General features: G+C 66.9%; 25 protein-coding genes. 7 read left to right on the forward strand and 18 right to left on the reverse strand.

Annotation, left to right across the window (positions count from 1 at the left end):
• Positions 1-18: 18 nt before the first annotated feature.
• The 11 genes from BLV60_RS04260 to BLV60_RS04310 all read right to left on the reverse strand — a co-directional run bounded on the left by BLV60_RS04260 (position 19) and on the right by BLV60_RS04310 (position 11,818).
• Positions 19-1,584, reverse strand: coding sequence for a DUF1800 domain-containing protein (locus BLV60_RS04260; RefSeq protein WP_093051769.1), 1,566 nt, complete (start codon positions 1,582-1,584; stop codon positions 19-21).
• Positions 1,585-1,616: 32 nt separating this feature from the next.
• A complete protein-coding gene (locus BLV60_RS04265) occupies positions 1,617-2,087 on the reverse strand; it encodes a hypothetical protein (protein ID WP_093050519.1) in 471 nt (156 codons plus the stop codon).
• Between the two features lie 123 nt (positions 2,088-2,210).
• Positions 2,211-2,897: a DsbA family oxidoreductase gene (locus tag BLV60_RS04270; protein WP_093051772.1), complete on the reverse strand. Its 687-nt coding sequence runs from the start codon at positions 2,895-2,897 to the stop codon at positions 2,211-2,213.
• A gap of 46 nt (positions 2,898-2,943) precedes the next feature.
• A complete protein-coding gene (locus BLV60_RS04275; protein ID WP_093050522.1) occupies positions 2,944-4,353 on the reverse strand; it encodes an MFS transporter in 1,410 nt (469 codons plus the stop codon).
• Between the two features lie 45 nt (positions 4,354-4,398).
• The gene (locus BLV60_RS04280; RefSeq protein WP_093050525.1) at positions 4,399-6,267 is read right to left on the reverse strand and encodes a bifunctional sugar phosphate isomerase/epimerase/4-hydroxyphenylpyruvate dioxygenase family protein; all 1,869 of its coding nucleotides are present in this window, start codon (positions 6,265-6,267) and stop codon (positions 4,399-4,401) included.
• A gap of 134 nt (positions 6,268-6,401) precedes the next feature.
• Positions 6,402-7,166, reverse strand: coding sequence for an alpha/beta fold hydrolase (locus BLV60_RS04285; RefSeq protein WP_093050528.1), 765 nt, complete (start codon positions 7,164-7,166; stop codon positions 6,402-6,404).
• On the reverse strand, positions 7,163-8,389 hold the full coding sequence (locus BLV60_RS04290) for a multidrug effflux MFS transporter (protein WP_093050531.1): 1,227 nt from the start codon (positions 8,387-8,389) through the stop codon (positions 7,163-7,165). Before BLV60_RS04290 ends, BLV60_RS04285 begins: the two co-directional genes overlap by 4 nt.
• A complete protein-coding gene (locus tag BLV60_RS04295; protein WP_093050534.1) occupies positions 8,386-8,808 on the reverse strand; it encodes a carboxymuconolactone decarboxylase family protein in 423 nt (140 codons plus the stop codon). The genes BLV60_RS04290 and BLV60_RS04295 overlap by 4 nt, the downstream gene beginning before the upstream one ends.
• Complete coding sequence (gene pcaB / locus BLV60_RS04300) at positions 8,805-10,016, reverse strand: 3-carboxy-cis,cis-muconate cycloisomerase (protein ID WP_093050537.1); 1,212 nt, start codon at positions 10,014-10,016, stop codon at positions 8,805-8,807. The genes BLV60_RS04295 and pcaB overlap by 4 nt, the downstream gene beginning before the upstream one ends.
• A 16-nt stretch (positions 10,017-10,032) precedes the next feature.
• On the reverse strand, positions 10,033-10,866 hold the full coding sequence (locus BLV60_RS04305; protein WP_093050540.1) for a shikimate dehydrogenase family protein: 834 nt from the start codon (positions 10,864-10,866) through the stop codon (positions 10,033-10,035).
• Between the two features lie 28 nt (positions 10,867-10,894).
• Positions 10,895-11,818, reverse strand: coding sequence for a shikimate dehydrogenase family protein (locus BLV60_RS04310; protein ID WP_093051775.1), 924 nt, complete (start codon positions 11,816-11,818; stop codon positions 10,895-10,897).
• Positions 11,819-12,017: 199 nt separating this feature from the next.
• Between BLV60_RS04310 and BLV60_RS04315 the strand changes: the two genes are divergently transcribed.
• The 7 genes from BLV60_RS04315 to BLV60_RS04345 all read left to right on the forward strand — a co-directional run bounded on the left by BLV60_RS04315 (position 12,018) and on the right by BLV60_RS04345 (position 18,121).
• Complete coding sequence (locus tag BLV60_RS04315; RefSeq protein ID WP_093050543.1) at positions 12,018-12,812, forward strand: IclR family transcriptional regulator domain-containing protein; 795 nt, start codon at positions 12,018-12,020, stop codon at positions 12,810-12,812.
• Positions 12,813-12,820: 8 nt separating this feature from the next.
• A complete protein-coding gene (locus BLV60_RS04320) occupies positions 12,821-13,486 on the forward strand; it encodes a hypothetical protein (RefSeq protein WP_143042544.1) in 666 nt (221 codons plus the stop codon).
• A 70-nt stretch (positions 13,487-13,556) separates the two neighbouring features.
• The gene (locus tag BLV60_RS04325; protein WP_093050548.1) at positions 13,557-14,570 is read left to right on the forward strand and encodes a Bug family tripartite tricarboxylate transporter substrate binding protein; all 1,014 of its coding nucleotides are present in this window, start codon (positions 13,557-13,559) and stop codon (positions 14,568-14,570) included.
• Positions 14,571-14,596: 26 nt separating this feature from the next.
• Positions 14,597-15,262 carry a response regulator gene (locus BLV60_RS04330; protein ID WP_093050550.1) on the forward strand — a complete coding sequence of 222 codons (666 nt, stop codon included), beginning with the start codon at positions 14,597-14,599 and terminating at the stop codon, positions 15,260-15,262.
• Complete coding sequence (locus tag BLV60_RS04335) at positions 15,263-16,672, forward strand: sensor histidine kinase (RefSeq protein WP_371127347.1); 1,410 nt, start codon at positions 15,263-15,265, stop codon at positions 16,670-16,672.
• 13 nt (positions 16,673-16,685) lie between these two features.
• Positions 16,686-17,699 (forward strand): Bug family tripartite tricarboxylate transporter substrate binding protein, encoded by a 1,014-nt coding sequence (locus BLV60_RS04340; protein WP_093050553.1) that lies wholly within the window; start codon positions 16,686-16,688, stop codon positions 17,697-17,699.
• The gene (locus tag BLV60_RS04345; protein ID WP_256328850.1) at positions 17,699-18,121 is read left to right on the forward strand and encodes a DUF6194 family protein; all 423 of its coding nucleotides are present in this window, start codon (positions 17,699-17,701) and stop codon (positions 18,119-18,121) included. The genes BLV60_RS04340 and BLV60_RS04345 overlap by 1 nt, the downstream gene beginning before the upstream one ends.
• Here BLV60_RS04345 and BLV60_RS04350 read toward each other — a convergent pair.
• From BLV60_RS04350 to BLV60_RS04380, 7 genes are all read right to left on the reverse strand, one after another.
• The gene (locus BLV60_RS04350) at positions 18,118-19,341 is read right to left on the reverse strand and encodes an ROK family transcriptional regulator (RefSeq protein ID WP_093050556.1); all 1,224 of its coding nucleotides are present in this window, start codon (positions 19,339-19,341) and stop codon (positions 18,118-18,120) included. The genes BLV60_RS04345 and BLV60_RS04350 overlap by 4 nt on opposite strands.
• On the reverse strand, positions 19,334-20,131 hold the full coding sequence (locus BLV60_RS04355; RefSeq protein WP_093050559.1) for an ATP-binding cassette domain-containing protein: 798 nt from the start codon (positions 20,129-20,131) through the stop codon (positions 19,334-19,336). Before BLV60_RS04355 ends, BLV60_RS04350 begins: the two co-directional genes overlap by 8 nt.
• Entirely contained in the window at positions 20,131-21,090 is a 960-nt protein-coding gene (locus tag BLV60_RS04360) for an ABC transporter permease (RefSeq protein ID WP_093050562.1), read from the reverse strand. Before BLV60_RS04360 ends, BLV60_RS04355 begins: the two co-directional genes overlap by 1 nt.
• Positions 21,091-21,119: 29 nt before the next feature.
• Entirely contained in the window at positions 21,120-22,139 is a 1,020-nt protein-coding gene (locus BLV60_RS04365; protein ID WP_093050565.1) for a sugar ABC transporter substrate-binding protein, read from the reverse strand.
• 362 nt (positions 22,140-22,501) lie between these two features.
• On the reverse strand, positions 22,502-22,792 hold the full coding sequence (locus BLV60_RS04370; RefSeq protein WP_093050567.1) for a DUF7710 domain-containing protein: 291 nt from the start codon (positions 22,790-22,792) through the stop codon (positions 22,502-22,504).
• 32 nt (positions 22,793-22,824) lie between these two features.
• Positions 22,825-23,334 carry a hypothetical protein gene (locus BLV60_RS33930; protein ID WP_143042545.1) on the reverse strand — a complete coding sequence of 170 codons (510 nt, stop codon included), beginning with the start codon at positions 23,332-23,334 and terminating at the stop codon, positions 22,825-22,827.
• Entirely contained in the window at positions 23,334-23,600 is a 267-nt protein-coding gene (locus tag BLV60_RS04380; protein WP_093050573.1) for a hypothetical protein, read from the reverse strand. Before BLV60_RS04380 ends, BLV60_RS33930 begins: the two co-directional genes overlap by 1 nt.
• Positions 23,601-23,614: the final 14 nt, after the last annotated feature.

Genomic DNA, 23,614 nt, shown 5'->3' on the forward strand with positions numbered 1-23,614 from the left:
GTGTGTCCTTCTTCTTGATCAACGACGCATCAACTCCGGCGATGCCAGCAGGAAGGTGTTCCACTCCTGCGGGTTCTTCGCCTGCGCCAGCGCCTCGCGCGTGTCCGCGCTCATGCCGACTTGCATTGCGCGCACCGCGTGCGAATCGGCCAACTGCGGAAACGCGGGTTTTTCCAGCGGCGCCTTGTCATCCGTGCGGAACAGCACGGCGCCGTTCGCACCGATGGCACGCGCGATCTCGAAGCGCGTGTTCATCTGCCCGGCGCTGGCCCAGGCTGCCTCGTTGAGCGGATAGCCGTCGGGCGTTTCGTGGCCGTACAGCTGTTCGCCCATGCGGTTGATCCAGTTGAGCATCGGGTTCACGTTCACCACCACGCGGTCGTCGTAGGCGAGCCGCACGCCGGCCATCACGTAGTGCACCGGGTCGCGGAACTTGCGGCCCAGCGAGGCGGCGAACTCGGGCGACTCGAACAGCGCCTTCAGCGTGATGGCGATGTCGCCGTCGCTGCGGGTGAAGGCCGCAGCCATGCGGTCGACCAATACCTGCGGCGGATCGTCGGAGACGAAGTACACGGCGAGCTTGCGCGAGATGAAGCGCGCGGTGGCCGGCGCGCGCGCCAGGCGGTCGAGCGCTTCGTCGGCCTCGGCCAGGCCGCTGCTCTTGATGGGCTGGCCCAGCAGCGTCTTCGGCCCGTAGTCGTGACGGTTGGGGTTGAACTCGAACAGGCCCTTGCGCACGTAGTCGGCGCGCACGGCCGGCCGCACGTTCGGCGGCGGCGCATCGAGCGGCTGGTTGCTCACGCCAACGCCGGTGAGCACGCGCGCCAGCTCCTGCACGTCGGCCTGCGAATAGCCGCCGCCCACGCCCAGCGTGTGCAGCTCCATCAGCTCGCGTGCGTAGTTCTCGTTGATGCGGTTGGCGGCGTTCTGCGCGTTGTCTAGGTAGCGCAGCATCGCCGGGTGGTGCAGCGTGGCGCCGAGCAGGTCGCGGAACTTGCCGAGCGCGTGCGGGCGAATCGCGTTCTCTTCGTAGTCGCCCACCATCGCGCGGATGTTGTCCTTGCGCAGGTTGACGTTGAAGTGGTTCATCCAGAACCACGTCATCTGCTCCTGCAGCTGGTTGGGCGAATACAGGGCGCGCAGCACGAAGCGCTGTTGCGCCTCGCGGGCCAGGTCGTTGAGCCGCTGCTGGTAGGCCTGTCGCGCGGCTTTCTTCTGGTCTTCGTCGGGCAACGCATCGGCCGCCTTGCGCTGAGCGTCGAGTTCGGTGACGAGCTGGTCGAGCGGCGTGCGCGAAATGCTCATCGCGTCGATCTGCGCCTGCGCCGCGGACGGCAACGGCGCGGGGCGCGGGTTGAGCTGGTCGCGCATCCACAGCGACAGGCCGCGCTTTGCGAGCTGCGCGTCGCTGCTCGCGTTGGCACCCCAGCTCACGCGGTCGAGCCAGCGCAGGCGGGCGGCGTCATTGAGCGGTGCGGAAGGCAACGACACTGACACCACCGGCCGCTGGTCGCCCGGTGCACTTGCGCAGGCCGCGAGCAAGGCCAGCGCACATGCACCGAGCGCCATCGAGGCGCGACGCATGGAGAACAACGAGGCGGCGGCCGGCACCGCCATCACTCCCTGCGCATGTCGTGATGGCGCACGTCGCCGATGGCGTGCTGTGCGGTGTTGAGCGCGACGTCGACGTGCGCCAGGCCGCGTTGCTGGAACGGCCGCGAGCGCGGGTCGTCTTCTTCGCGCGCCACATCGGAGCGCACCTTGCGCAGCAGGTCGGCCGCGGCATGCAGGCGGCCTTCGCGCGGCAGCCACGCATCGGTGGGCTCGCGCCATTCGAGGGGCTTGCCGTCCAGCCATGCAGCGTGCTGGAGATCGCCGATGGCGGCGTGGATCTCGTCGACCACCACCTGCTCGTCGCGCGAGATCTGCCCGTCTTCGGGGCGGCGATGCTCCACCTTCCAGGCGGCCGTTTGCAGGTCGGACAAGGCGTGGAGGTAGAACGGGTGCCTGCCGTATTCGTCGGCCAATGCGGGCAACGAAGCCGCAGCCATGAGGGCGAGTGCGGCGATTAGGCTTTTCTTCTTCATCTTCGGAGCTCCTGGGAGTGATGGCGAATCGAGGACGCATCCTCAACCATCGGGACCCGCTCCGCGTTGACGCTCTTTACCCTCGTAACGCCGCGCAAAGGCAGCGCCTAAGCGCCAGCTAAGTCAGGCTACAGACAGGCTGGACGGCGCAGCACCGGCAATCTGCCGCAGGGCGCGCTCGAACACCTCGACGGGCTGGCCACCCGAAATGAGGTGCTGGTCGTTGATGATGATCGCGGGCACCGAGTGGATGCCGGCGTCGGTGTACATGCGCTCGCGTTCGCGGGTTTCCTGTGCGAACTCGTCGCTGTTCAGGATCTCGCGGGCACGGGCTGCGTCGAGCCCGGCTTCGGTCGCCGCGCGCACCAGCACTTCAGAGTCCGAGGGGTTCTGGCTATCGGTGAAGTAGGCCTTCAGCAGCAGCTTCTTCAGCGCCGCCTGCTTGGCCGGGCTTTCCAGCTCGGCCCAGTGCAGCAGGCGGTGTGCGTTGAAGGTGTTGTAGACACGCGGACGGCCTCCGGGGCTGAACTCGAAGCCCACTGCCGCGCCGCGCTGGCGGATCATTTCGCGCGCCTCTGCTTGCTGCTCGCGCGTGGAGCCGTACTTCTGGTTCAGGTGCTCGAAGGTGTCCTGGCCTTCGGGCGGCATCTGCGGGTTCAGCTCGAAGGGCTGGAAGTGCAGCTCCGCGGTGACCTCGGGGGCCACCTTCCTGAGCGCCGCCTCGAGCGAACTCAGGCCGATGGCGCACCAGGGACAGGACACATCGGAGACGAAGTCGATCTTGAGGTGGGAAGAGGTAGAGGTAGTCATGGCGCCATTCTTCACGGCGCCACAACCCTTGGTGCACGAAAGGTTTTCAGGCCGCGGCCTTGGCCAGGCGCGCGTCCTGCAGCGTCTTCTCGCGCATGCGGTCGTACTCCTGCTTGTCGACCGGCACCGCATCGGGCTTGCCGAGGTCGTTCATCCGGATGCGGTAGGTTTCCCGTGCACTCAGTGCGGCCAGGGCCGCCAGCACCGTCACCGCGAAGGTGATGGCACCCACGGTGAACCACACGTTGGTCGAGCCGGGAGGCGCCACGGCGGCGAACAGAGCGGGCAGCAGTGCGGTGAAGGTGGTGCCGATGTTCTGCGAGATGGCCATGGCCGAGACGCGGTTGCGGGTGCGGAACAACTCCGGATAGAAGCTCGGGAAGGTCGCGTTGTAGCCCTGGTACACGATGCCCCACATCAGCAGCGACATGACGATGGCCAGCTGCACGTTGCGGATGCTGATGGCATACAGGTACACGAAGGACAGCAGCCCCGAGAGCAGCGCACCGACGATGATCGGCGGGCGGCGGCCGATGCGGTCCGAGAGGTTGCCCACGAACGGGATCACGATCACGGCCAGGATGTTGCCGAGCACCGGAATCCACAGGTACACGTCTTTCTGGAATCCGATGCCGTAGGCCGCCTGCACGGCATAGGCCGCGCCAAACACTGTGGCCACCACCGGGATGACGTTCATCAGCGCCATGCAGACCACGCGCAGCATGTCGGCCCAGCTGTCGGTGAAGGCCTGGATGATCGGTGCCTTGGCCACTTCGCCCTTCTTGTCCACTTCAGCAAAAGCCGGCGTCTCGTCGACCTCGCGGCGGATGATGTAGCCCGCCACGATGACCAGGAAGCTCAGCAGGAAGGGAATGCGCCAGCCCCACGAGTTGAAGGCCTCCTCGGGCATGTAGTGCGCCAGCGGCAGGAACACGGCAGCCGCCAGAATCTGGCCGGCCTGCACACCCTGCAGCGTGAAGCTCGCGAAGAAGCCGCGACGCCCGAACGGTGCGTGCTCGAGAATCATCGAGCTCGCGCCCGAGATCTCGCCGGCCACTGCAAAGCCCTGGATGAGGCGCAGCAGAACCAGCAGCACCGGAGCCAGCAGGCCGACCTGGTCATAGGTAGGCAGCAGGCCGACGGCCACGGTCGAAAAGCCCATCAGGAACATGCAAAGCACCAGCACCTGCTTGCGCCCGTGCGTGTCGCCCCAGTGGCCGAGCACGAAGGCGCCGATGGGACGCGCGACATAACCCACGCCGTAGGTCGCGAGCGAGGCGACGATGGCCGTCGTCGGGTCGCCCTTCGGGAAGAAGATCTGCGGAAAGATCAGCGCCGCCGCGGTGGCGTAGATGAAGAAGTCGTAGTACTCCAGCGCCGAGCCGATCCAGCCGCTTGCGGCGGCCTTCTTCGACTGGTGCCTGCCTTGCGGCTCATGGGCTGTGTTGGTTGCCATGTGTTGTCTCCAGTGTTGACGAAAAAATCAGATCAAGAAATCAAATCAATCCTGCGCCTGCGAAGCCATGCGCGCCGGTGCGTTGAGGGCACCGTAGGCGTCGTAGTTGCCCACGCGCTGTGCGACCTCGAAAAACAGTCCGCCCTCGAAACTCTCGGTATAAATGTGCAGGTAGTCGCCGGCTGGCGAACGGTCGAACAGCACGCCCGCTTCGCGCATGCGCGCCAGCAGTTCGGGCGCGACGTCGATGCGCGTGGCCAGGTCGTCGTAGTAGTTGTCGGAGATGGGCACGAAGCGCGTGCCGTTGGCGCGCAGCTTGGCGGCCGTCTCGAAGATGTCGGCACAGCTCAGCGCAATGTGATGCACCGCGCCACCGCCCGTCACGCTCAGCGTGCGCGCGGTGCGGGTGCGCTGGCTCAGCGACACGTTGAGCACCAGGCGCAGGCTGCGGTCGCTGTTGGCAACGCCGCGGCTGCGGATCAGGCCGAAGGGGTCGGCCAGCTCCAGACTCTCGCCGGGCTCCAGGCCGAGCACGGCGCGCGTGAACAGCACCCAGGTGTCGAGCTGGTCTAGCGCCAGGCCAAGAGCCACGTGGTCGATGCGCTGCAGGCCTGCGTCGTTCGCGCCGGCACCGTCGTCTTCGAGAATGAAGTCGGCTTCGTACAAGCCGTTGGCGCCCAGCGCTTCGGGCACGAAATGAATCAGGTTGCCGCCCGGCGCAACGATGGCCGGCACGCGCAGTTCGTTGGGGCCGACCGGGCTGTCGTGCCGCTGCGAACGCATGGCGGTGGCTCGGCCCACGGCCGCGATGGGATCGTCGCAGCGCACACCCAGCGCGCACACCGAGGTGCCGTGCGCCTCGAAGCGGCCGCGCGCAAACGAATCGGGCTGCGCGTTGACGATCAGGTTGATCTCGCCCTGGCGGTACAGCGTCACGGCCTTCGAGCGGTGCTTGCCGATGCGGCGGAAGCCGAGTTGCTTCACCAGCGTGGACAGCGTTGCTGCAGATGCCTCGTCGGCCGCAAACTCGATGAACGACAGGCCGGAGAGCGCCGGTACCGGCGGCGGGTTGAACAACTGCACGGGCTCGACGTCGTCCAGCCGCTGCCGCGCTTCGCTTTCGAGGTACAGCAGCGAGCGCATCGCATCCACCGCGGTACGGCGGTTCGGCGTCTCGCGAAAGATGTCGTTGAAGATCTCCAGCGACAGCGGCCCGGTGTAGCCCGCGCGCAGCACCTGTTCGAAGAAGCCGACCACGTCGAAATCGCCCTGCCCCGGAAACGAACGATGGTGGCGCGCCCACTGCAGCACGTCCATCGACAGCAGCGGCGCGTCGGCCATCTGCAGAAAGAAGATCTTGTCGCCCGGAATGCTGGCGATGCCGGCCGGATCGTCCTTCAGCGACAGCGTGTGGAAGCTGTCGAGGATCAGGCCCAGGTGCGCGTGGTTCGCCTGCTTCACGATCTCCCAGGCCTGGCCGTACAGCGAGGTGTGGCGGCCCCAGGCGAGTGCCTCGAAGCCCACGCGCAGGTTGCGGCGCGCAGCGCGCTCGGCCAGTTCGTGCAGTTGCGCGGCGGCCAGAGCCCGATCGTTCACCGACAGCGGCGAAGTGTTGGAGCAGCACAGCACCATCGGCGCACCCATGGCCTCCATCAGGTCGAACTTGCGCTCGGCGCGCTCCAGGCTGCGACGAAACTGCGGCTCGGGCATGCCTTCGAAATCGCGGAACGGCTGGTACAGGTCGATGGTCAGGCCCAGATCCGCCGTGATGCGGCGCAATTCGGTGGCCGTGCCCTTGAAGTTGATGAAGTCGGCCTCGAACAGCTCGATGCCGTCGAAACCGGCGGCGGCGACGGCTTCGAGCTTCTGGCGGAGCGTGCCGCTGAGCGAGACGGTAGCAATGGAGCGATGCATGGGGGTGGACTTTAGGAACACCCGGGCCCCGCCACAATCTATTCAGCGAGCTTTTGATCGATCATCGATCACATACGTGCATTATTCGCACGAAATACGGGATACACCTAGGCCGGCTGCCCGGCCAATAGCCCTCAAAGGCTGCGCCAGAAATCGATCAGCAGCTGTGTGAACTCCACCGGCCGTTCGACCGCGCTCAGGTGCGCAGCGTCGATGGTGGCCAGGCGCGCGCCTGGAATGGCACCCACCATGGCCTGCGACATGGCCATTGGCGTGGCCTCGTCCTGCAGCCCGCCGATCACCAGCGTGGGCACTGCAATGCGATGGTTGCTCTCGCGGAAATCGATGGCCGCGACGGCATTGCAGCTCTCGATGTAGCCCTGCGCATCGGTGCGCACCAGCACGTCATGCAGCGTCTTCGCGGCGACTGCGCCTTCGGGCGTGCCCACGTAGGCTGGCGTGAGCCAGCGCGCCACGGCACCCGGGGCGATGGCGGCCACACCCTTGGCAGCCACCGTCTCGGCGCGTGCACGCCAGGGGGCCTGGTCGGGGTAGTGAGCGGCCGAATTGGCGATCACCATTGTCTTCAGCAGCTCGGGGTGCCGCACCGCCAGCGCCTGCGCGGTCATGCCGCCCATCGACAGGCCGACGAAATGCACGGGCTCGCCGTCCGCCTCGCGCTGGATGAGTTCGGCCACGTCCTGTGCCAGCGTCTCGACGCGCAGCGCGCCGGGCACCACCTCCGACGCGCCGTGGTTGCGGTGGTCGTAGCGCAGCACCGTGTGGGCGCGCGAGAGCTGCGCGGCCACGCCGTCCCACATGCTCAGGTCGCAACCGAGCGCATGGCTGAGCACGACGATCGGGCCTTCGCCCTCGCGAACGACATTCAAACGGGTCATGGTGTGGTTTCCTTTTTCGGGTGTTGAAGACGCGGCAGCCAGAGGAACGCGATGGCCATCAGCACGCAGCCGGCCAGCAGCATCGGCACGACCATCGGCCAGGCGCCATTGGAAAAATCGGCATCGACAAATCGCGCTGCCAGCTGCCCCACGCAGAACGCGACCATCATCATGCCGAAGCCCGACCAGGACACGGCCCGGCCCGCCAGATGCGGCAGGTCGCCCACCGCGCCCGCCTGCCCGCAGGGCTGGTGGATGCCATGGCCGAGGCAGTACACGGCGTGGCCGAACAGCAGCGGCACGGCGCTCAGCGGCATCAGCCAGCAGCCGAGCGCCTGGATGACGGCGCCGGTCAGGCTCAATGAAGCACCGAGCCGCACGGTGCGCACCGGCCCGTAGCGCCGCAACAGCGTGCGGCACATGGTGGTGCTGAAGATGTAGACCAGCGAGCCGCCGGCCGGGATCCAGCCGTACCACGCGGGCGACCAGCCCAGATAGCCGATGTAGACCATCGGCGACAGCAGCAGAAAGCAGAACAGCCCGCCGTAGGTCGTCGCTGCCACCGAGGCCCAGGCGCGGAAAGACCGGCTCGCGAACACCGCGCGCGTGCTGCCGCGCGGCGCGGACGACTCACCCTCGCCCAGCATCGGCTTGCGCGTTTCGCCGAACGAGCGCCAGCACAGCGCGAACAGCAGCGAGGCATAGACCGCCATCGCGACCATCACCCAGCGCCAGCCCGCGCCCTGCACCAGCCACGCGCCGAGCAGCGGCGCCATCAGGCCGACCACGCCCAGCCCGGTGAGGCCGCGCGCCATGACGTGCGGGCCTTCGTGCGCGGGATACAGGTCGCGCACCGCCGCGCGCGAGCACACGAGAATCGCCGCCATCGAAAAGCCCTGCAGCGTGCGCCAGCCCGCGAGCAGCGCCACGCTGCCTGCGAACGCGCCGCCCAGCGCGGCAATGGCATAGCAGCCGAGCCCCGCCAGCAGCACCGGCCTGCGACCGAAGCGATCGGCCAGCGGGCCGCACAGCAACTGCGCAAAGCCGAAGGCCAGCACGAACAGCGTGAGGCTGGTGCTGGCCGAACCGAGCTCCTTCGCAATGGCGGGAAGCGCGGGCAAATAACTGTCGGTGGCCACCGGCTGCGCCGCCAGCAGCAGCGGCAGCAGCAAGGTGAAAGTGACGTCGAACCGGCCCTTCTTGCGGGCGACCGGCGCGGTCACTGGGGCAACGCAGGCAGCAGGCCTTTTTCGCGCAGGATGCCGGTCGCGATGCCGAAGGCGTGGTTGGCCACCGGCACGCCGCAGTAGATGGCGGCCATCATGATCACTTCCTTGATGTCGTCCGGCGTGAGGCGCGACTCGGGCGGGCCGTCGAGCGCGGCACGCACGTGCATCGCGAACTCTTCATACGCGTGGATGCCCAGCATCATCGACAGCACCATGTAGCGGCGCGTCTTGTCGCCCAGTGCGGGGCGGCCCCAGATGTCGTTCCACGCGTGGCGTGTGATGAGTTCCTGGAACTCGGCGTTGAAGCCGTTGCGGTTGGCGAGCGACTTGTCGACCCAGGCATCGCCGAGCACGCGGCGGCGGTTGACGAGGCCGGCTTCGTAGTCGTTGGCCGGGGTTTCGGGGGCGGTCATTGGGCAAGTTCCTTGTCTGTGAGCCGGGCCTGCAGCGCCTTCACCTCGGCGAGGGCTGTCTGTCCGGCGTTGTGAGCGAGCGCGGGGTCGAACCATTCGTCGGCCGCGTCGCGAGGGAGTTCGGCGCGCAGCCGGTCGATGTTGGCGCGCATGCGCGCGGCGTCGACCTGCAGGCCGGGCAATGCGCCTGCCATTGCGCGCACGCTGCCGTGCGCCGACATCAGCAGCTGCGGCCATTCGGCCAGTTCGGCCTGCCAGGCGCCGAGGGCACGTTCGTGCTGTTGCGGCATGGCGCCAAGCAATGCGGCCACGCGCTGCGGCGCACGGTGCGCGGCGGCGATGGCGACCATCGAAGCCACCGGGTTGCGCTTGTGCGGCATTGCCGACGAACCACCGCGGCCCGGCTCGCTGGGCTCCGCGACTTCGGCCACTTCGTACTGCCCGAGAAGCGCGATGTCGACCGCGATCTTTCCGAGGCTGCCGGTGATAAGGCCCAGCTCGCAGCCGAGCGCCACCCATTCGTCGCGCTGCGTGTGCCACGTTGCGCCGGGGTCGCCCAGGCCAAGCTCCTTGGCCATGCGCTTGCGCACGGCAGCGCCCTGCCCCTTCATCTGCGCCAGCGTGCCGACGGCGCCGCCCAGCTGCAATTGCAGTGCGTGCTTCGCGGCATCGCGCAGCCGGATGCGGCTGCGCACCAGCGGCGCGGCCCAGCCCGCGCACTTGAAGCCGAAGCTGGTGACCGAGGCCGGCTGCATCAGCGTGCGCGCGAGCATCGGCGTTTCGGCGTGCGTGACGGCCAGGCGCAGCAGCGCGTCGGCGGCCTTGGCAAGATCGGTCTCGATGAGCGCGACCGCTTCGCGCGTGACCAGCGCCATTGCGCTGTCGATCACGTCCTGGCTGGTGCTGCCGAAGTGCACGAAGGGCGCGGCGTCGGCATTGAAGAGGCCGACGGCTTCGCGCAGCGCCTTCACCAGCGGAATCGCGACGCTGCCCGCGCGGCCGCTCTCGCGCACGATCTTGGCAACATCGAACAGCTCGACCTTGCAGCTGCTGACGATCGAATGCGCAGCGCTCTCGGGGATCAGTCCTTCGGCAACCTGTGCGCGCGCGAGTGCCGCTTCGAAGCGCAGCATGGCGTCGACGAAGGCGCGGTCGCTGAAAGCGCCGAGCGTTTCGGACGTGGAGAGGAAACCTTCAAAAATACTCATGCGATGACCTGGCCTTTCAGTATTTCAATTGAGCCACGGCACGCAATTCCTCCGGGGAGGCAGTGCCGAATCCGAAGAACTCCAGGTAGGCCGGGATCATCTCGAACAGCATGTCGGTGCCGACCTGCACCTGGCAGCCCTTGGCCTTGGCGGCCTGCAGCAGCGGCGTGTATTCGGTCTTCATGACCACCTCGCCGACGAAAGTGCCGGGCTCGATGCGGTCCACGTCGAAGGGCAGCGGGTCGCCCTCCTTCATGCCGAGCGGCGTGGCGTTGACGACCACGTCGTAGCCGGCCGGGTCTTTCGACCCCGTTGCCACCTTCATTTGCGGATAGTGCTCGCGCAGCCGTGCGGCCAATGCGCCGGCCGAGGCCTCGCTCATGTCGAACAGCATCAGCTCGGCGGCTCCGGCGGCGGCAATCGATGCGGCAATGGCCGAGCCAACGCCACCCGTGCCCGACACCAGCACGCGCGTGCCCTTGAACAGGCGCCCCTTGCGCTCCACGCCACGCACGAAGCCCGCGCCGTCGAACTGGTCGCCCAACAGCGTGCCGTCGGGCCGCTTGAGGATGGCGTTGCAGGCGCCCGCAACGCGCGCCGTGGGCGTCACCTCGTCGACCAGCGACATCGTCGTCACCTTGTGCGGCATGGTCACGAGCGCGCCGCGCAGGTTGCTGAACCTGAAGATCTGCGGCAGCGAGGCCGCGTAGTCCTCGGGCTTCACGCCCATCGGAACCACCACAGCGTCGATGCCGTGCTTGTCGAACCAGGGGTTGTAGATCATCGGGGCCTTGAAGGCCTCGGTGGGATAGCCGATGTGGGCGATGAGCGTGGTCTTGCCGGAAATCATGTCGGTTGTTTCTTTGAAAAATCGGGGCTCAGGCGACGCTGGGCGAGTGGTAGCGCAAGGGCTGCGCAATTTCGGCGTGCATTGCCGGCGGATAGATGATTTCGCGCAGGAAGTCGGCGTCGGCTTGCATCGCGGCGGCCGCGTCGAGATGGCCGAAGTAGCGGAAGTAGTGCGGCATCTGCTGGATGAGCATCTCGAAGCCCGCCTGTGCGTTGAGTCCGCGCGCTCGCGCTGCCTGCACCAGCGGCGTGGGCTGGTTGCGCAGAAGAATGTCGAACAGTGCCGCATGGCCGTCCATGCGCGACACGTCGAGGGGCAACGCATCGCCTTCGACCAGCCCCAGCTGCGTGGCGTTGATGACGAGGTCGTAGCCCTCGGGCGCGTTGCTGTCGGCCGAGACCACAGTCGCATCGAAGAAGGCGTTGAGCTTGGCCGCCACACCGGCCGCCTTGCCTGCGGCGCTGTCGTAGAACGCGATGTACTCCGCGCCGTTCACCGTGCCGCCTTCGGCCAGCGCAACGCCGATGGCCGCCGCACTCACGCCCGCGCCGAGGATCAGCACGCGCTTGCCGCGGAAGGGAATGTTGTAGTGGTCGAGCGCGCCGATCAGGCCTTCGCCATCGAACAGGTCGCCTTCGAGCTGGTCGCCCTCGGTGCGGCGCACCACGTTGACCGAACCGGCCACGCGGCCGAAGAGGCCGCAGCCGTCGAGCAGGTCGACCACCAGCGGCTTGTGCGGCGGCGCGATCACCATGCCGCGCACGTTGCGCGCGAGAAAGGCCGATTTGAAGAACACCGCGAAGTCGCGCACCGGCACCTGCATGGGGAGCAGCACAGCGTCGATGCCGAAGCGCTCGAAGGCGGCGTTGAACATGCGGGGCAGCCGCACATTGCGAACCGGGTCGCCGGGGATCAGGTAAGCCTGGGTGCTGCCGCGGATGGAATGGCTCATGTGCGTGCTTCCGTTCGTCAATCGCTCTTTTCGAGGGCGGATGCCGAGCTTTATAGTCGCTTCGCCTGAATCACGCAGCCATTGGCACCAATAATCGTGCGATTATCGAACTCAAAAAATCACTGATCGTTCAATTCAAGGGTTTTCACTGTCATCAAATGCAAACTCCGAACCCATCCACGCAGGCACACTTCCGCCCATGAGCAAGGACAGCAAGGACGACCCGGCGCCGCCGCCCGGCCTGGACAAGCGCGACTGGATCGCCGGCCTGGAGCGTGGCGTGAGCATCATCGAGGCCTTCGACGACGCCAACCCGCGCCTGACTGCCAGCCAGGCCGGCCAGCGCACGAACATGACCCGCACCGCCGCGCGGCGCTATCTGTTGACCTTGCAGCACATGGGCTATGTGGCGAGCGACGGCAAGCTGTTCTGGCTCACGCCGCGCGTGCTGCGCCTAGGCCAGTCGTACCTGGAATCGGCCCGGCTGCCGCGTGTGGTGCAGCCCTTTCTGCAGCGGGTGGCGGCGGGCACCAACGAGATCGCCTACCTCAGCGTGATGGACGGCGACGAGGTGGTCTACATCGCGCGCAACGGCCCCAACCGCAGCATGAGCACCGGCTACGTGCTCGGCGCGCGCGTGCCGGCGCAGGTCACGGCCTCGGGCATGCTGATGCTGGCGCTGCGCAGCGACGCCGAGCTGAATGAATGGCTGACGACACGGCAGCTGACGGTTTTCACTTCGCACACCATCGCGAGCATGGAGCGCATGAAGCTCGAGCTCGCGCGCATCCGGGCGCAGGGCTGGGCACTTTCCGAGCAGCAGCTCGACCTGAACTCTCGCGGCATCGCGGTGCCGCTGCGCGACCGGCACGGCACGCTGGTGGGGGCGCTGAACATCACGATGCCGATGGGGCACGAGAGCTCGGAAGACGCTGTTGCGCGAGTGCTGCCGGTGCTGCGCGAGACGGCGCAGGCGATGCGCAATCTGATCTGAGAAGCGCCATGACCGTAAACGCCTCGGGTTCTTCGAGCCAGACGACATTGCCCGACTGGGCGGCGCAGTCGGAGCCCCTGGAAGACGTGCACATCGACATTGCATTCATCGTCGAGCACTCGTTCTACTACGGCCCGTCGTCGCGCATCTCGCCTGAACAATGGGCGAACCTGTGCGAACCGCTGTACCAGCCGGCAATTCCGGGCGCGGCACAAGGCTTCGTGCTGTCGGCCGACTGCGTCGGCCACGAGGACGAGCTCGGCAGTCACTACCGCGACCTGCTGGCCAAGGCCGCGCGCCACGGCAAGGACCCGGCCGAAGGCCCCTACTTCTGGAACAGGCCGGTAGTCCATGCGCCCGGCCGCTTCCTCCTGAGCTTCCCATGGCACGACCGCTTCAGCGAGGGCCGAGCCTTCATCGAATCGCTGACCAGAGGCACACCCGGCGAAGTCTTCTCCGATTACGAGCAGGGCTGGTTCCTCGACCTGCGGCTGCACGACGGCACGCTGTACCTGCGCGATGACGACCCCGACGAAGGCAAGACCTTCCACAACCTGCGCTTCGCATACGCTCCAGTGCGCGCGCAGGTCGAAATCGTGCTGGCGCGCGTGGAAACCTTGATTGCCCGGCTCGCGGGCGAATTCGGTCGGGATTACTGGACGAACCGCAACTGACAGCTTTCCGACAGCATCGACCGGGCAGGATGCGCGCTTTCAATCCAAAAGCGCTGGAGACACAAGCACCATGTCCGATCTCTTTTCCCCTGACGACGCCCACAGCCTGAGCCGCCGCCACTGGCTGCAAGCCGGCGGCGCCCTCACCCTCGGCGGCCTGCTGCCTTCGCTGGCCTCCGCCCAGGACACCTGGCCCAGCAAGTCGATCCGCTTCGTCGTGCCCTTCGCGCCGGGCGGTAGCTCCGAAATCGTCGCGCGCTCGACCGCCGCCGAACTCTCGCGCACGCTGGGCCAGAGCGTTTTCGTCGACAACAAGCCCGGTGCGGCCGGCAACATCGCGATGAGCGAAGTGGCGCGCAGCACCGACCAGCACACGATCATCCTCGGCCACATCGGCACGCTGGCGGTCAACCCGTACATCTTCGCCAAGCTGCCCTACGACGCGAACAAGGACTTCAAGCCCGTGAGCCTGCTGGCCAAGGTGCCCAGCCTCTACGTGGTGCACCCCGACGTGCCGGCGAAGAACCTCAAGGAGTTCATCGCGTACGCCAAGTCGAAGCCGGGCAAGCTCAGCTACGGTTCGGCGGGCAATGGTAGCGCGGGCCACCTGGCCTTCGAGTACCTGAAGATGACGGCCGACGTGTTCATGCTGCACGTGCCCTACCGCGGCACCGGCCCGATGGTGACCGACCTGCTCTCGGGCCGGCTCGACGCATCGGCCATCGGCGCGGCGGCGATCATTCCGTTCATCAAGGCGGGCAAGGTGCGCTGCATCGCGACCGGATCGGCCAAGCGCCTGCCCCAGCTGCCCGACGTGCCGACCGTGGCCGAGCAAGGCTTCCCGGGCTTCGAAATGACTCAGTGGTACGGCATGCTCGCGCCCGCCAACATCACGCCCGCCAACCTGGCCAAGCTCTCGGCCGAGACGATGAAGGCGGTGAAGTCGCCCGACTCCATGCAGCGCCTGACGGCCGATGCGGCCGAAGCCATTGGCGGCACGCCCGAGCAGTTCGCGCAGTTCATCGCTGCCGAGCAAACCCGCTGGCAAAAGGTCATCGCAAGGGCAAACATCAAGCCTGATTGATCCCGGCAGGCCCTAGCATCGGCGCCATGCGCATCCTGCTGGCGGAAGACGAACACACCCTGGGCACCTGGCTCTGCAAGGCGCTGGAGCATGCGGGCATCCAGGTCGAATGGGTGGACGACGGGCGCCTGGCCGACCGGGCGCTGCAGCAGCGCGACCACGATGCGCTGGTGCTCGACCTGGGCCTGCCCGGGCTCGACGGGCACACGGTGCTGCAACGGCTGCGCGAGCGTGACCAGCGCTTGCCGGCGCTGATCCTCACGGCGCGCGACTCGCTGAACGAGCGCGTGGCTTCGCTCAACGCGGGCGCCGACGACTTCCTCGCCAAGCCCTTCGCGCTGGCCGAGCTCGAAGCGCGCCTGCACGCGCTGGTGCGGCGCGCGCGTGGCGTAGAGCATCCGCGGCTGGCCTGCGGCCCGCTGGTGTACGACGGCGCGCGCCGGCACTTCACGCTGAACGGCGAGGCGCTGGCGCTCTCGCCGCGCGAACTGGCGGTGCTGCGCGTGCTGGTGCAGCGCAGTGGCGAACCGCTGTCGAAGCAGCAGATCCTCGAACGCGTGTTCTCCGACGACGAAGAGGTGCACCCGGAGGCGGTCGAAGTCTTCGTCTACCGGCTGCGCAAGCGACTCGACGGCACCGGGGTTCGCATCGTCACGCTGCGCGGGCTCGGCTATGTACTGGAAGCAGACTGAGTGAGCGGCCTGCGTGAACGCCTGCGCCGCGCCAGCCTCTGGCAGCGGCTCGCGCTGCTGCTCTTCCCCGCCCTGCTGGTCGTGACCGGCCTGGAACTGTGGATGACGCGGCACGACGCGCTGGCCGCGGCCAACGCGGCCTACGACCGCTCGCTGCTGGGTGCGCTCAAGTCCATCGACGCCAACATCTCGACCGCATCGGGCGGCCTGTCGGTCGAGCTGCCGTACACGATGTTCGAGTTCTTCGAGCTGACGGCGAGCGGCCAGGTCTTCTTTCGCGTGTCCACGTCTGACGGGCTGGTGGAGCTCGGCAGCGCCGACCTACCCGCGCCGCCCACCGAACTGGCGATGGGCGTGCCGGCCTTCTACGACGCCACCTACTTCGGCGAAGCAGTACGGCTCGCGGCCTACCGCCGCGATCTCGACCGCGCGCCGGCCGGCAGCACCGGGCGCAGCGTGCTGATCCAGGTGGGGGAAAGCACGCGCTCGCGGCAGGAGTTCAGCGCGCGCTTTGTGCGCAGCGCGGCGTTGCGCGACGGGCTAGTGCTGGCGATGCTGCTGTGCGGCACCGCCCTGGCACTCGCGGCGGCGCTGCGGCCGCTCTCGCGACTGGCGCGCGAGGTGGGCTCGCGCACGCCCGACGACCTCACGCGCATCGCCGAGACCGACCTGCCTGCCGAGGTGCGCCCGCTGGTGACCGCAGTCAACCAGCAGATGTCGCGCACGCAAGACCTCGTGACGCAGCAGCGCCAGTTTCTGGACGACGCCTCGCACCAGCTGCGCACCCACCTCACCACGCTGCAGATGCAGGCCGACTACGCACGGCGCGAACAAGACCCGGCGCAAGTACAGGTGGCGCTCGACGCGCTGGGCACCGAGATCGGCCGCGCGACGCGCAGCGCGCAGCAGCTGCTGGCGCTGGGCCGCAGCGACACGGTGTCGGTGGAGCCCGCCGAGTTCGACCTTGCGGCGCTGCTGCGCGAAGTGGCGGTCGACCTGCTGCCGCTGGCACGCGCCAAGCGCATCGACCTGGGCATTCATTCGCCCACGCCGGAGTTCCTTGCCGTGGCAGACCGGGGGCTGATGCGCGAGGCGCTGGGCAACCTGGTGAGCAACGCGATCACCTACACGCCGGCCGAAGGCACGATCACGCTCTTTGCCGCGGGCGACGCAGCGGGCTGGAGCCTCAACGTCGAGGACAACGGGCCCGGTCTCAACGACGAAGAGCGCGCCGCGTTGGGCCAGCGCTTCCGGCGCGGCGCGCGCGCCGGCAAGGGCGGCTTCGGGCTCGGGCTGGCCATTGCGCGCTCCATTGCGCAGCGGCACCGGGGCGAACTGCGACTTGAGGCGCGCGAGGCCGGCCCGGGGCTGCATGCGATCATCTGGTGGCCTCGCCCGGCCGCCACCTGACGGGCCCATTTCCATGTCCACGCCGCCCACCCGCCGCCATGCACTTCGCGCGTTGTGCGCGTTGCTGATGCCTTTCAGCGTGCGCGCGATGGCCGCCGCGAACGATCCCTCCGAAAACGCTGCCGACTGCGTGATCCCCGCCAAGGCCGGCGGCGGCTTCGCATTGACCTGCGCACTGGCGCGCGACGCGCTTCAGGCCGTGCGACCCGCGCGCCCACCGCTCACCCAGCGCTACCTGCCGGGCGGCATTGGCGCCGTAGCCTTCGACCGCGTTGCCACAGGCAAGCTCGGCGGCCCGGGCACGCTGGTGGCGTTTTCCAGCGGCTCGCTGCTCAACCTCGCGCAAGGCCGCTTCGGTCCGCATTCGCCCTCGGCTGTACGCTGGATCGCCACGCTGGGCACCGACTACGGCGTGATCGCGGTGCATCGCGACTCGCCCTACAAGCGCTTGCAAGACCTGGTCGCCGCGCTGCGGCAAGACCCGTCGCGCATCGCCTTCGGCGCGGGCGGCACTGTGGGCAGCCAGGACTGGGTAAAGGCCGCGCTGCTGGTGCGCGCGGCGGGGCGCGATCACAAGGCCATGCGCTTCGTGTCGTTCGAGGGCGGCGGGGACGCGCTGGGTGCGATGCAGGGCAAGCATGTCGACGTGTTCCCCGGCGATGCAGCCGAAGCCCTGCAGGCCATTGCGGGCGGCGCGGCGGTGCGCCTGCTGGCCGTGCTGTCCGACAAGCGGCTGGGCGGCGCGCTCACCGGCGTGCCGACCGCGCGCGAGCAAGGCATCGACCTGGTGTGGCCGACCGTGCGCGGCCTGTACCTGAGCGCTGACGTGCCTGAAGCCGCGGTACGCGCATGGGTCGCGGCCTTCGGCGAAGCGAGTGCCGCGCCCGGCTACGCCGCGTTGCGCGAGCAGCACGGCCTGTACCCCTTCGCGCTCACCGGCGCAGCGTTAGACGACTACGTGCAGGCGCAGATCAAGGCCTACCGCCGGCTGGCGGACGAACTGGGACTGCGGCGCTGGCCCTCCTGATGAACGCAGGCAAGATCGCGCTCATGACCGAAGACGCCATCACCCAACACATCATCGACATGCTGGCCGGCGGCCACTTTCAGATCGCCGACGACAACACCTTCTTCTTTCACGACGGGGACAACAAGTTTCCTTTCGCCACGATCGTGACGAAGGACAACGACTTCGACAGCGCCTCGCAGCTGAACCGCCCGGGCGTGTTTCGCCTGAACATAGGCGTGGGCAAAGAGACCTTTCGCGCACTGTTCGGCGAAGTGCCCGCTACCGCCGACCACGCCGCGCTCGACACGCTGATGCCGCACCCGGTGTATGCGAAGATGTACTGGGTCAGCGTGATCAATCCGAGTGCGAAGACCTTCGAGACGGTGAAGCCGCTGATCGCCGAGGCATTGAGCCTCGCGCGCTCGCGTAAAGCAGGTTAGGCCGCCTTCAAAAACACATCGTGGTCCGGCGCAAAGTTCGCGTGCAGCGGCAGCATCGCGCCGCCCAGCGCACAAGCCTGCGCCCCCGCCTTGCCGCCATGCAGCCGCGGCTGCCACAGGCCTTCCCAGTTGCAGCGGTCCAGCGCGGCGCGGGTCTGGTCGAGCAGCGCCTGCAGTAGCGGGCGCGACATCGAGCCGTCCACCACCACATCCGGCAGGTCGAGCATGGCGGTGCCGCTCACGATGGCATGCGCCAGCGCCTGCGATGCGCTTTCCAGCCACGCTTGCGTCGTCGCGGCATAGGGAGGCTGCAAGGCGCGGTCGTCATACGCGGCCATGGCGTCGAGGCCTTCGCCGATCAGGCGCTGCTCCAGCTCCCAGAGCGACGCTTGCGCAACCAGTTGAGGCGGCAACGCACCGCGACTGCCCGGTGGCTGCATCGGCAATGAAGCGAGCGCGCCCGCATTGCCGTGCGCACCGGTGTGCAGGTGCGAGTTGATGACCAGCCCGCCCCCCACGAAGGTGTCGACGAAGATGTACAGGAAGCTCTTGAGGTCGTGCCCTCGCCCACCCACCAGCTCGGCCACGCAGGCGGCCACCGTGTCGCGCGCGAAGCTCACCGGCACGTCGGTGCGCGCGCGCACCTCGGCGGCCAGGTCCATCTGGTTCCACAGGTCGGACTGCGCTTTCGACAGGCCCAGCGTGCGGTGCCAGCCGCCGAGCTGGAACGGTGCGGCCAGCCCGGCCCCAACGTTGCGCGCCGCCAGCGGCCCCAGCCCGTCGCGCAGCCGGTGGATGTGCTGCGCGATGGCGGGCAGCAGCTCGTCCACGTCGGGAAAGTCGTAGCTGATGGCATGGCGCTCGCGCACCTGCGTGGTGAAGTCGATCAGCAGCCATTCGGCGCCGCGCCGGCCCACCTTGATGCCGATGGCAAAGGCGCCGTCCGGGTTCAGCGCCAGCGGCACCGAAGGCTGCCCGATGCGCCCGCGCACGCGGCTTTGCTTGACGATGAGTCCGTCTTCTTCCAGCCGCGCGGTGATGAGCCCGATGGTCTGCGCGCTGAGCCCGGTCAGCCGAGCGAGGTCGGCCTTTGGCAGGCTGGTGTGAACGCGCAATGCCTGCAGCACCGTGCGTTCGTTGAACTGGCGCATGCCGACCTGGTTGGAGCCACGGGGCCGCAACAGGTCGGGCGTGCGCGCAGAAGTGTCCGCATCAGGCATGCGCCTCCGCGGGCAACTGGTCGGCCGTCATGGCGCCGGTCATCACGGCGACCGTGTCGCTCATGCTGATCTTCTTCGGGTCGAGCACCGCCGCGCGCTTGCCGAGACGCGCCACGTGGATGCGATCGGCCACCTCGAACACGTGCGGCATGTTGTGGCTGATGAGCACCACGGGCAGGCCGCGGTCGCGCACGCGGCGGATCAGCTCCAGCACCATGTTGCCCTCCTTCACGCCCAGCGCGGCGGTGGGCTCGTCCATGATGACCACATGCCGCGCGAAGGCCGCGCTGCGCGCCACCGCCACGCACTGGCGCTGGCCGCCTGAGAGCGTTTCGACCGCCTGCGTCATCGACTGGATGCCGACCTTCAGGTCCGCCATGCGGGCCGTGCTTTCGAGCAGCATCTGCTTCTTGTCGAGCATGCGCAGCACGCTGCCCAGGAAGCCGGGGCGACGCAGCTCGCGGCCGAGGAACAGGTTCTCGTAGATGGTCATGGCCGGGGCCACGGCCAGGTCTTGATAAACCGTTTCGATGCCGGCGCGGCGCGCATCCAGCGGATTGCGAAAGTGCACCGGCTGGCCGTCGAGCAGGATCTGGCCTTCGTCGGGCACCACCGCGCCCGACAGCGCCTTGATGAGCGACGACTTGCCCGCGCCGTTGTCGCCGATCACCGCGAGGATTTCTCCTTCACGCAGTTCGAAGTCGACGCCGTCGAGCGCCGTGACCTGGCCATAGCGCTTCACCAGGCCCTTGGCCTGCATGACGATCTTGGGGTTGGTGACGGTGTTCATCAGCGGGCTCCCCGGCGCGAGAGCTGGTCCGCGGCCACCGCGAGAATCACAAGCACGCCCGTCACCAGCACCTGGTAGATCGACGACACGCCCATCAGCGTGAGCCCGTTGCGGAACACGCCGACGATGAGCACGCCAATCAGCGAACCCAGCACGATGCCGCGCCCGCCGAACAGGCTGGTGCCGCCGAGCACCACCGCCGTGATGGCGTCGAGGTTCTCGGTCTGCCCCGCGTTCGGGTCGCCCACGCCGGTGCGCGCCACGGACAGCAGCGAGGCGATACCGTACAGCACGCCCGCCGCCACGTACACGCCCAGCAACACACGCTGCGTCGGAATGCCGACCAGCCGCGTGGCCTCCGCGTTGTTGCCCACCGCATAGATGTGCCGGCCCGCCGCCGTCTCGCGCAGCACGAACCACGTGAGCGCATAGAGCACCACCATCAGCACCGAACCCCACGCCACCTCGGCATTGCCGATGGTGAAGGTGGTGCCCAGGCCCGTGAGGCCGCCGGGCAGGTCGGTGATGGTCTGCGACGACGAGTACAGCTGCGTGATCGCGAAGGCGATGTTCAGCGTGCCCAGCGTCACGATGAAAGGCGGCAGCTTGATGCGCGTGACCAGCAGCCCGTTGAGCAGGCCGAACAGCGTCGTCACGCCGATGCCGCACAGAATGGCCACCGGCACGGGCAGCCCGAGTTCGGTGGCGAACTTGCTCATGATGATGCTGCCCAGCGCCATCACCATGCCGCACGACAGGTCGATGCCCGCCGTGAGGATCACCAGCGTCTGGCCGATGGCGATCACGCCGACCACCATCACCTGCTGCAGGATCAGCGAAAGATTGCCGCCCGTGAGAAAACGGTCGGACTGGGTTGCAAAAAAGATGCACGCGCCAAGAAGGGCCAGCCACGGCCCCAAGGCGCCCCACGGAATGTGGTGCGTCGCAGATTTCGCCATCGAGATACTCCCTGGGGGCTGTCAGCTATTTACTTCTTGCCCCAGCACAGCTCGGCGCCAGTCTTGGTGTCCTTGCTGTCGACGCCCGCCACACTCTTGCCCGCGATCAGCGTCACGCCCGTGTCGACATAGCCCGAGGCCTTCTTGCCCGTCTTGGCGAATTCGACGCCCGCGGCCACGCCCATCGCGGCCATCTTCAGCGGGTACTGCTGCGAGGTCGCGGCAATGATGCCGGCGTTGGTGTCCTTGATGCCCTGGCAGCCGCCGTCGACCGAGACGATCAGCACGCCCTTCTCCTTGCCCGCGCGCTTCAGCGCGTTGTAGGCACCGGCCGCGGCGGGCTCGTTGATCGTGTAGACCAGGTTCACGTCAGGCGCCTTCTGCAGGCAGTTTTCCATCGCCGTCTGCGCCTTGGCCTGGTCGCCATAGCTGTCCGCCATGCAGACGATCTCGGGCGCCTTCGACAGCTCGTTCGACTTCGCCTCGTTGGCCGGCAGCCCGAAGCCCTTCATGAAGCCGTTGTGGCGCTGCGCGCCCACCGGGTGGCCCGGCAGCAGGTCGAGCGCGATGATCTTTGCGGGCTTGCCGGCCATCGCGGCCTTGGCGTATTCGCCGATCAGCACGCCGGCCGTGTAGTTGTTGGTGGCGAAGAGCGCGTCGGTCGCATCCGGCGGATCGGCCGGGCTGTCGAGCGCGATCACCATCACGCCCTTGTCGCGCGCCTTCTTGATCGCCGGCACGATGGCCTTGGCATCGCTCGGCGTGATGAGGATGGTCTTGGCGCCGGCCGCGATCATGTTTTCCATCGCGGTGATCTGACCCGCGTTGTCGCCGTCGGCCTTGCCCGCGCCGGAGAGCAGCTTGGCACCCTGCTTCTTGGCTTCTTCCTGCGCGCCTTCCTTCATCTTGACGAAGAAGGGGTTGGTTTCGGTCTTGGTGACGAGGCCGATGATGGGTTGGTCTGCGGCGAAGGCGGTGGACGATGCGGTTGCTGCGGCGAGGGACAGGGCCGCGACGGCCAGGATGGTGCGGGGGCTGCTGCTGGGCATGGTTTGTCTCCTTGGGCGGGCGCTGGGTGATGCGCCCTGCGGTTTTGGATCCGGATCGCTGGCCTTGCAGGTGGGCGTCCGGGCGCAAGGGGACTATCGGGCAGCGGGGCGACTAAATCAAGGCGATTTAGTTATCGGAAACCCGAAGATGAAAAAGAGGTTGATGTGCTCACACCAGCGAAAAGACGAGTCGGCCTCATGGAGACCTTCAATCAAACAGTTTCGAGGCTCCCCCTGAGCGTCGCATGGCCGGTGCCCGGCGCGTCGCAGTTGAAGGCGACGGTGATGCCGCTGTGGCCAGTCACCCCCGTCATGGGGAGGCCATCCCCTGCGAAGACGGTTCGCCAACCGCTCGCGCTCGATCATGTTGCCGCGCTCGCCGTGGTCCCGTTTTCGAAATGCATGTGCTCTTGCGCCGCACTAGAAAAGTTCCCGATGAAGTCCGGCGTCGAATCTCTTTCCAACCTCACTTGGAAATTTCCGCTTTGAATTGACCACTCATAAACTGAAACACCCACGGGATATTTGGTCAAAATTCCAGTTAATCTATATTTTTCTATCCACTCCAGGGCATTCTCCTTGGCCATAAAAATCGCAGAAGGAAATTTCGCCCTAGACCCATTAAAAACCCAAACCTCTTTAGCCTCATCCATTTAGAGCCTCTACGCTAAAAAATAAAAATTAATCATTTACTGGCATCAAGAAAAAATTTCAAACGTGACGGATCGAGCACATCCAACACCTCACCCACAGCTTTGGCATGCTCTCCGTTCAATTCGGCATAAAAAACCCACAATCCTTCCAGAGCGCGAAATTGAACTCGCTGCTGCATTTTCTTATATTCCTCATTTGCAGACTCTGCAGCAGCACCAACAACAATCTGAAATATAAGTTCAAGCACGTCAATTTTAGTATGCCTAGGGCGAGCATTCAAAAGCGAGGCAATGAGCACCTGAAGCGTCGGTTCGGCAGCGCTAAACAGCCGCCCTTGAACGACAACATGATTTTCAATTCTCCAATAATATTTTTCTGCCTCTTTTATTGGGGAAGTCAACAAAGCCTCCAAGGCGAGGGGGACTGAATCCGCTCGCCCTTGGATCACTTCGTACTTGCTCCAGTCAATCCTGGAACATTCAATCAATGCGAAATCAATCATTTTTTCCATGATGTCGTAGACGCCGCCGTTGGCCTCCATCAGCGCCTCGCGTCCGTCGTCTCGCTCCGCGCCACCGCGGTCGCCCGGCGCACCTGCACCAGCGGCGCGAACGAGGCCGCCTCGTGGATGTAGCGCTCGCCGCCCTTCTCGATCACCGACCTGCCCTGCGTGCTCTCAAGTGTGAGCACGTATCCGTCCCAGCCGAACAGCGCCGTGGTCTCACCCGAGCTTTTGGAGAGGCGCCGCCCCAGCGCGTCGTAGCTGAAGGTGGTGGTGAAGCCGCTTTGGTCGTACCAGTTGGCCAACTATGTCGAAGCGG

This window comes from Variovorax sp. YR634 (assembly GCF_900106655.1).
Lineage (GTDB): Bacteria > Pseudomonadota > Gammaproteobacteria > Burkholderiales > Burkholderiaceae_C > Variovorax.

Excerpts from the sequence above, each read along its gene's own strand:
- BLV60_RS04315 (WP_093050543.1), top strand. The coding sequence starts at position 12,018 with ATGAGCAAGGACAGCAAGGACGACCCGGCGCCGCCGCCCGGCCTGGAC.
- BLV60_RS04370 (WP_093050567.1), bottom strand. The coding sequence starts at position 22,792 with ATGGATGAGGCTAAAGAGGTTTGGGTTTTTAATGGGTCTAGGGCGAAA.
- pcaB (WP_093050537.1), bottom strand. The coding sequence starts at position 10,016 with ATGAGTATTTTTGAAGGTTTCCTCTCCACGTCCGAAACGCTCGGCGCT.
- BLV60_RS04340 (WP_093050553.1), top strand. The coding sequence starts at position 16,686 with ATGTCCACGCCGCCCACCCGCCGCCATGCACTTCGCGCGTTGTGCGCG.
- BLV60_RS04355 (WP_093050559.1), bottom strand. The coding sequence starts at position 20,131 with ATGAACACCGTCACCAACCCCAAGATCGTCATGCAGGCCAAGGGCCTG.
- BLV60_RS04325 (WP_093050548.1), top strand. The coding sequence starts at position 13,557 with ATGTCCGATCTCTTTTCCCCTGACGACGCCCACAGCCTGAGCCGCCGC.
- BLV60_RS04345 (WP_256328850.1), top strand. The coding sequence starts at position 17,699 with ATGAACGCAGGCAAGATCGCGCTCATGACCGAAGACGCCATCACCCAA.
- BLV60_RS04260 (WP_093051769.1), bottom strand. The coding sequence starts at position 1,584 with ATGCGTCGCGCCTCGATGGCGCTCGGTGCATGTGCGCTGGCCTTGCTC.
- BLV60_RS04270 (WP_093051772.1), bottom strand. The coding sequence starts at position 2,897 with ATGACTACCTCTACCTCTTCCCACCTCAAGATCGACTTCGTCTCCGAT.
- BLV60_RS33930 (WP_143042545.1), bottom strand. The coding sequence starts at position 23,334 with ATGGAGGCCAACGGCGGCGTCTACGACATCATGGAAAAAATGATTGAT.
- BLV60_RS04285 (WP_093050528.1), bottom strand. The coding sequence starts at position 7,166 with ATGACCCGTTTGAATGTCGTTCGCGAGGGCGAAGGCCCGATCGTCGTG.
- BLV60_RS04265 (WP_093050519.1), bottom strand. The coding sequence starts at position 2,087 with ATGAAGAAGAAAAGCCTAATCGCCGCACTCGCCCTCATGGCTGCGGCT.
- BLV60_RS04310 (WP_093051775.1), bottom strand. The coding sequence starts at position 11,818 with ATGAGCCATTCCATCCGCGGCAGCACCCAGGCTTACCTGATCCCCGGC.
- BLV60_RS04320 (WP_143042544.1), top strand. The coding sequence starts at position 12,821 with ATGACCGTAAACGCCTCGGGTTCTTCGAGCCAGACGACATTGCCCGAC.
- BLV60_RS04360 (WP_093050562.1), bottom strand. The coding sequence starts at position 21,090 with ATGGCGAAATCTGCGACGCACCACATTCCGTGGGGCGCCTTGGGGCCG.
- BLV60_RS04295 (WP_093050534.1), bottom strand. The coding sequence starts at position 8,808 with ATGACCGCCCCCGAAACCCCGGCCAACGACTACGAAGCCGGCCTCGTC.
- BLV60_RS04365 (WP_093050565.1), bottom strand. The coding sequence starts at position 22,139 with ATGCCCAGCAGCAGCCCCCGCACCATCCTGGCCGTCGCGGCCCTGTCC.
- BLV60_RS04275 (WP_093050522.1), bottom strand. The coding sequence starts at position 4,353 with ATGGCAACCAACACAGCCCATGAGCCGCAAGGCAGGCACCAGTCGAAG.
- BLV60_RS04350 (WP_093050556.1), bottom strand. The coding sequence starts at position 19,341 with ATGCCTGATGCGGACACTTCTGCGCGCACGCCCGACCTGTTGCGGCCC.
- BLV60_RS04305 (WP_093050540.1), bottom strand. The coding sequence starts at position 10,866 with ATGATTTCCGGCAAGACCACGCTCATCGCCCACATCGGCTATCCCACC.
- BLV60_RS04330 (WP_093050550.1), top strand. The coding sequence starts at position 14,597 with ATGCGCATCCTGCTGGCGGAAGACGAACACACCCTGGGCACCTGGCTC.
- BLV60_RS04280 (WP_093050525.1), bottom strand. The coding sequence starts at position 6,267 with ATGCATCGCTCCATTGCTACCGTCTCGCTCAGCGGCACGCTCCGCCAG.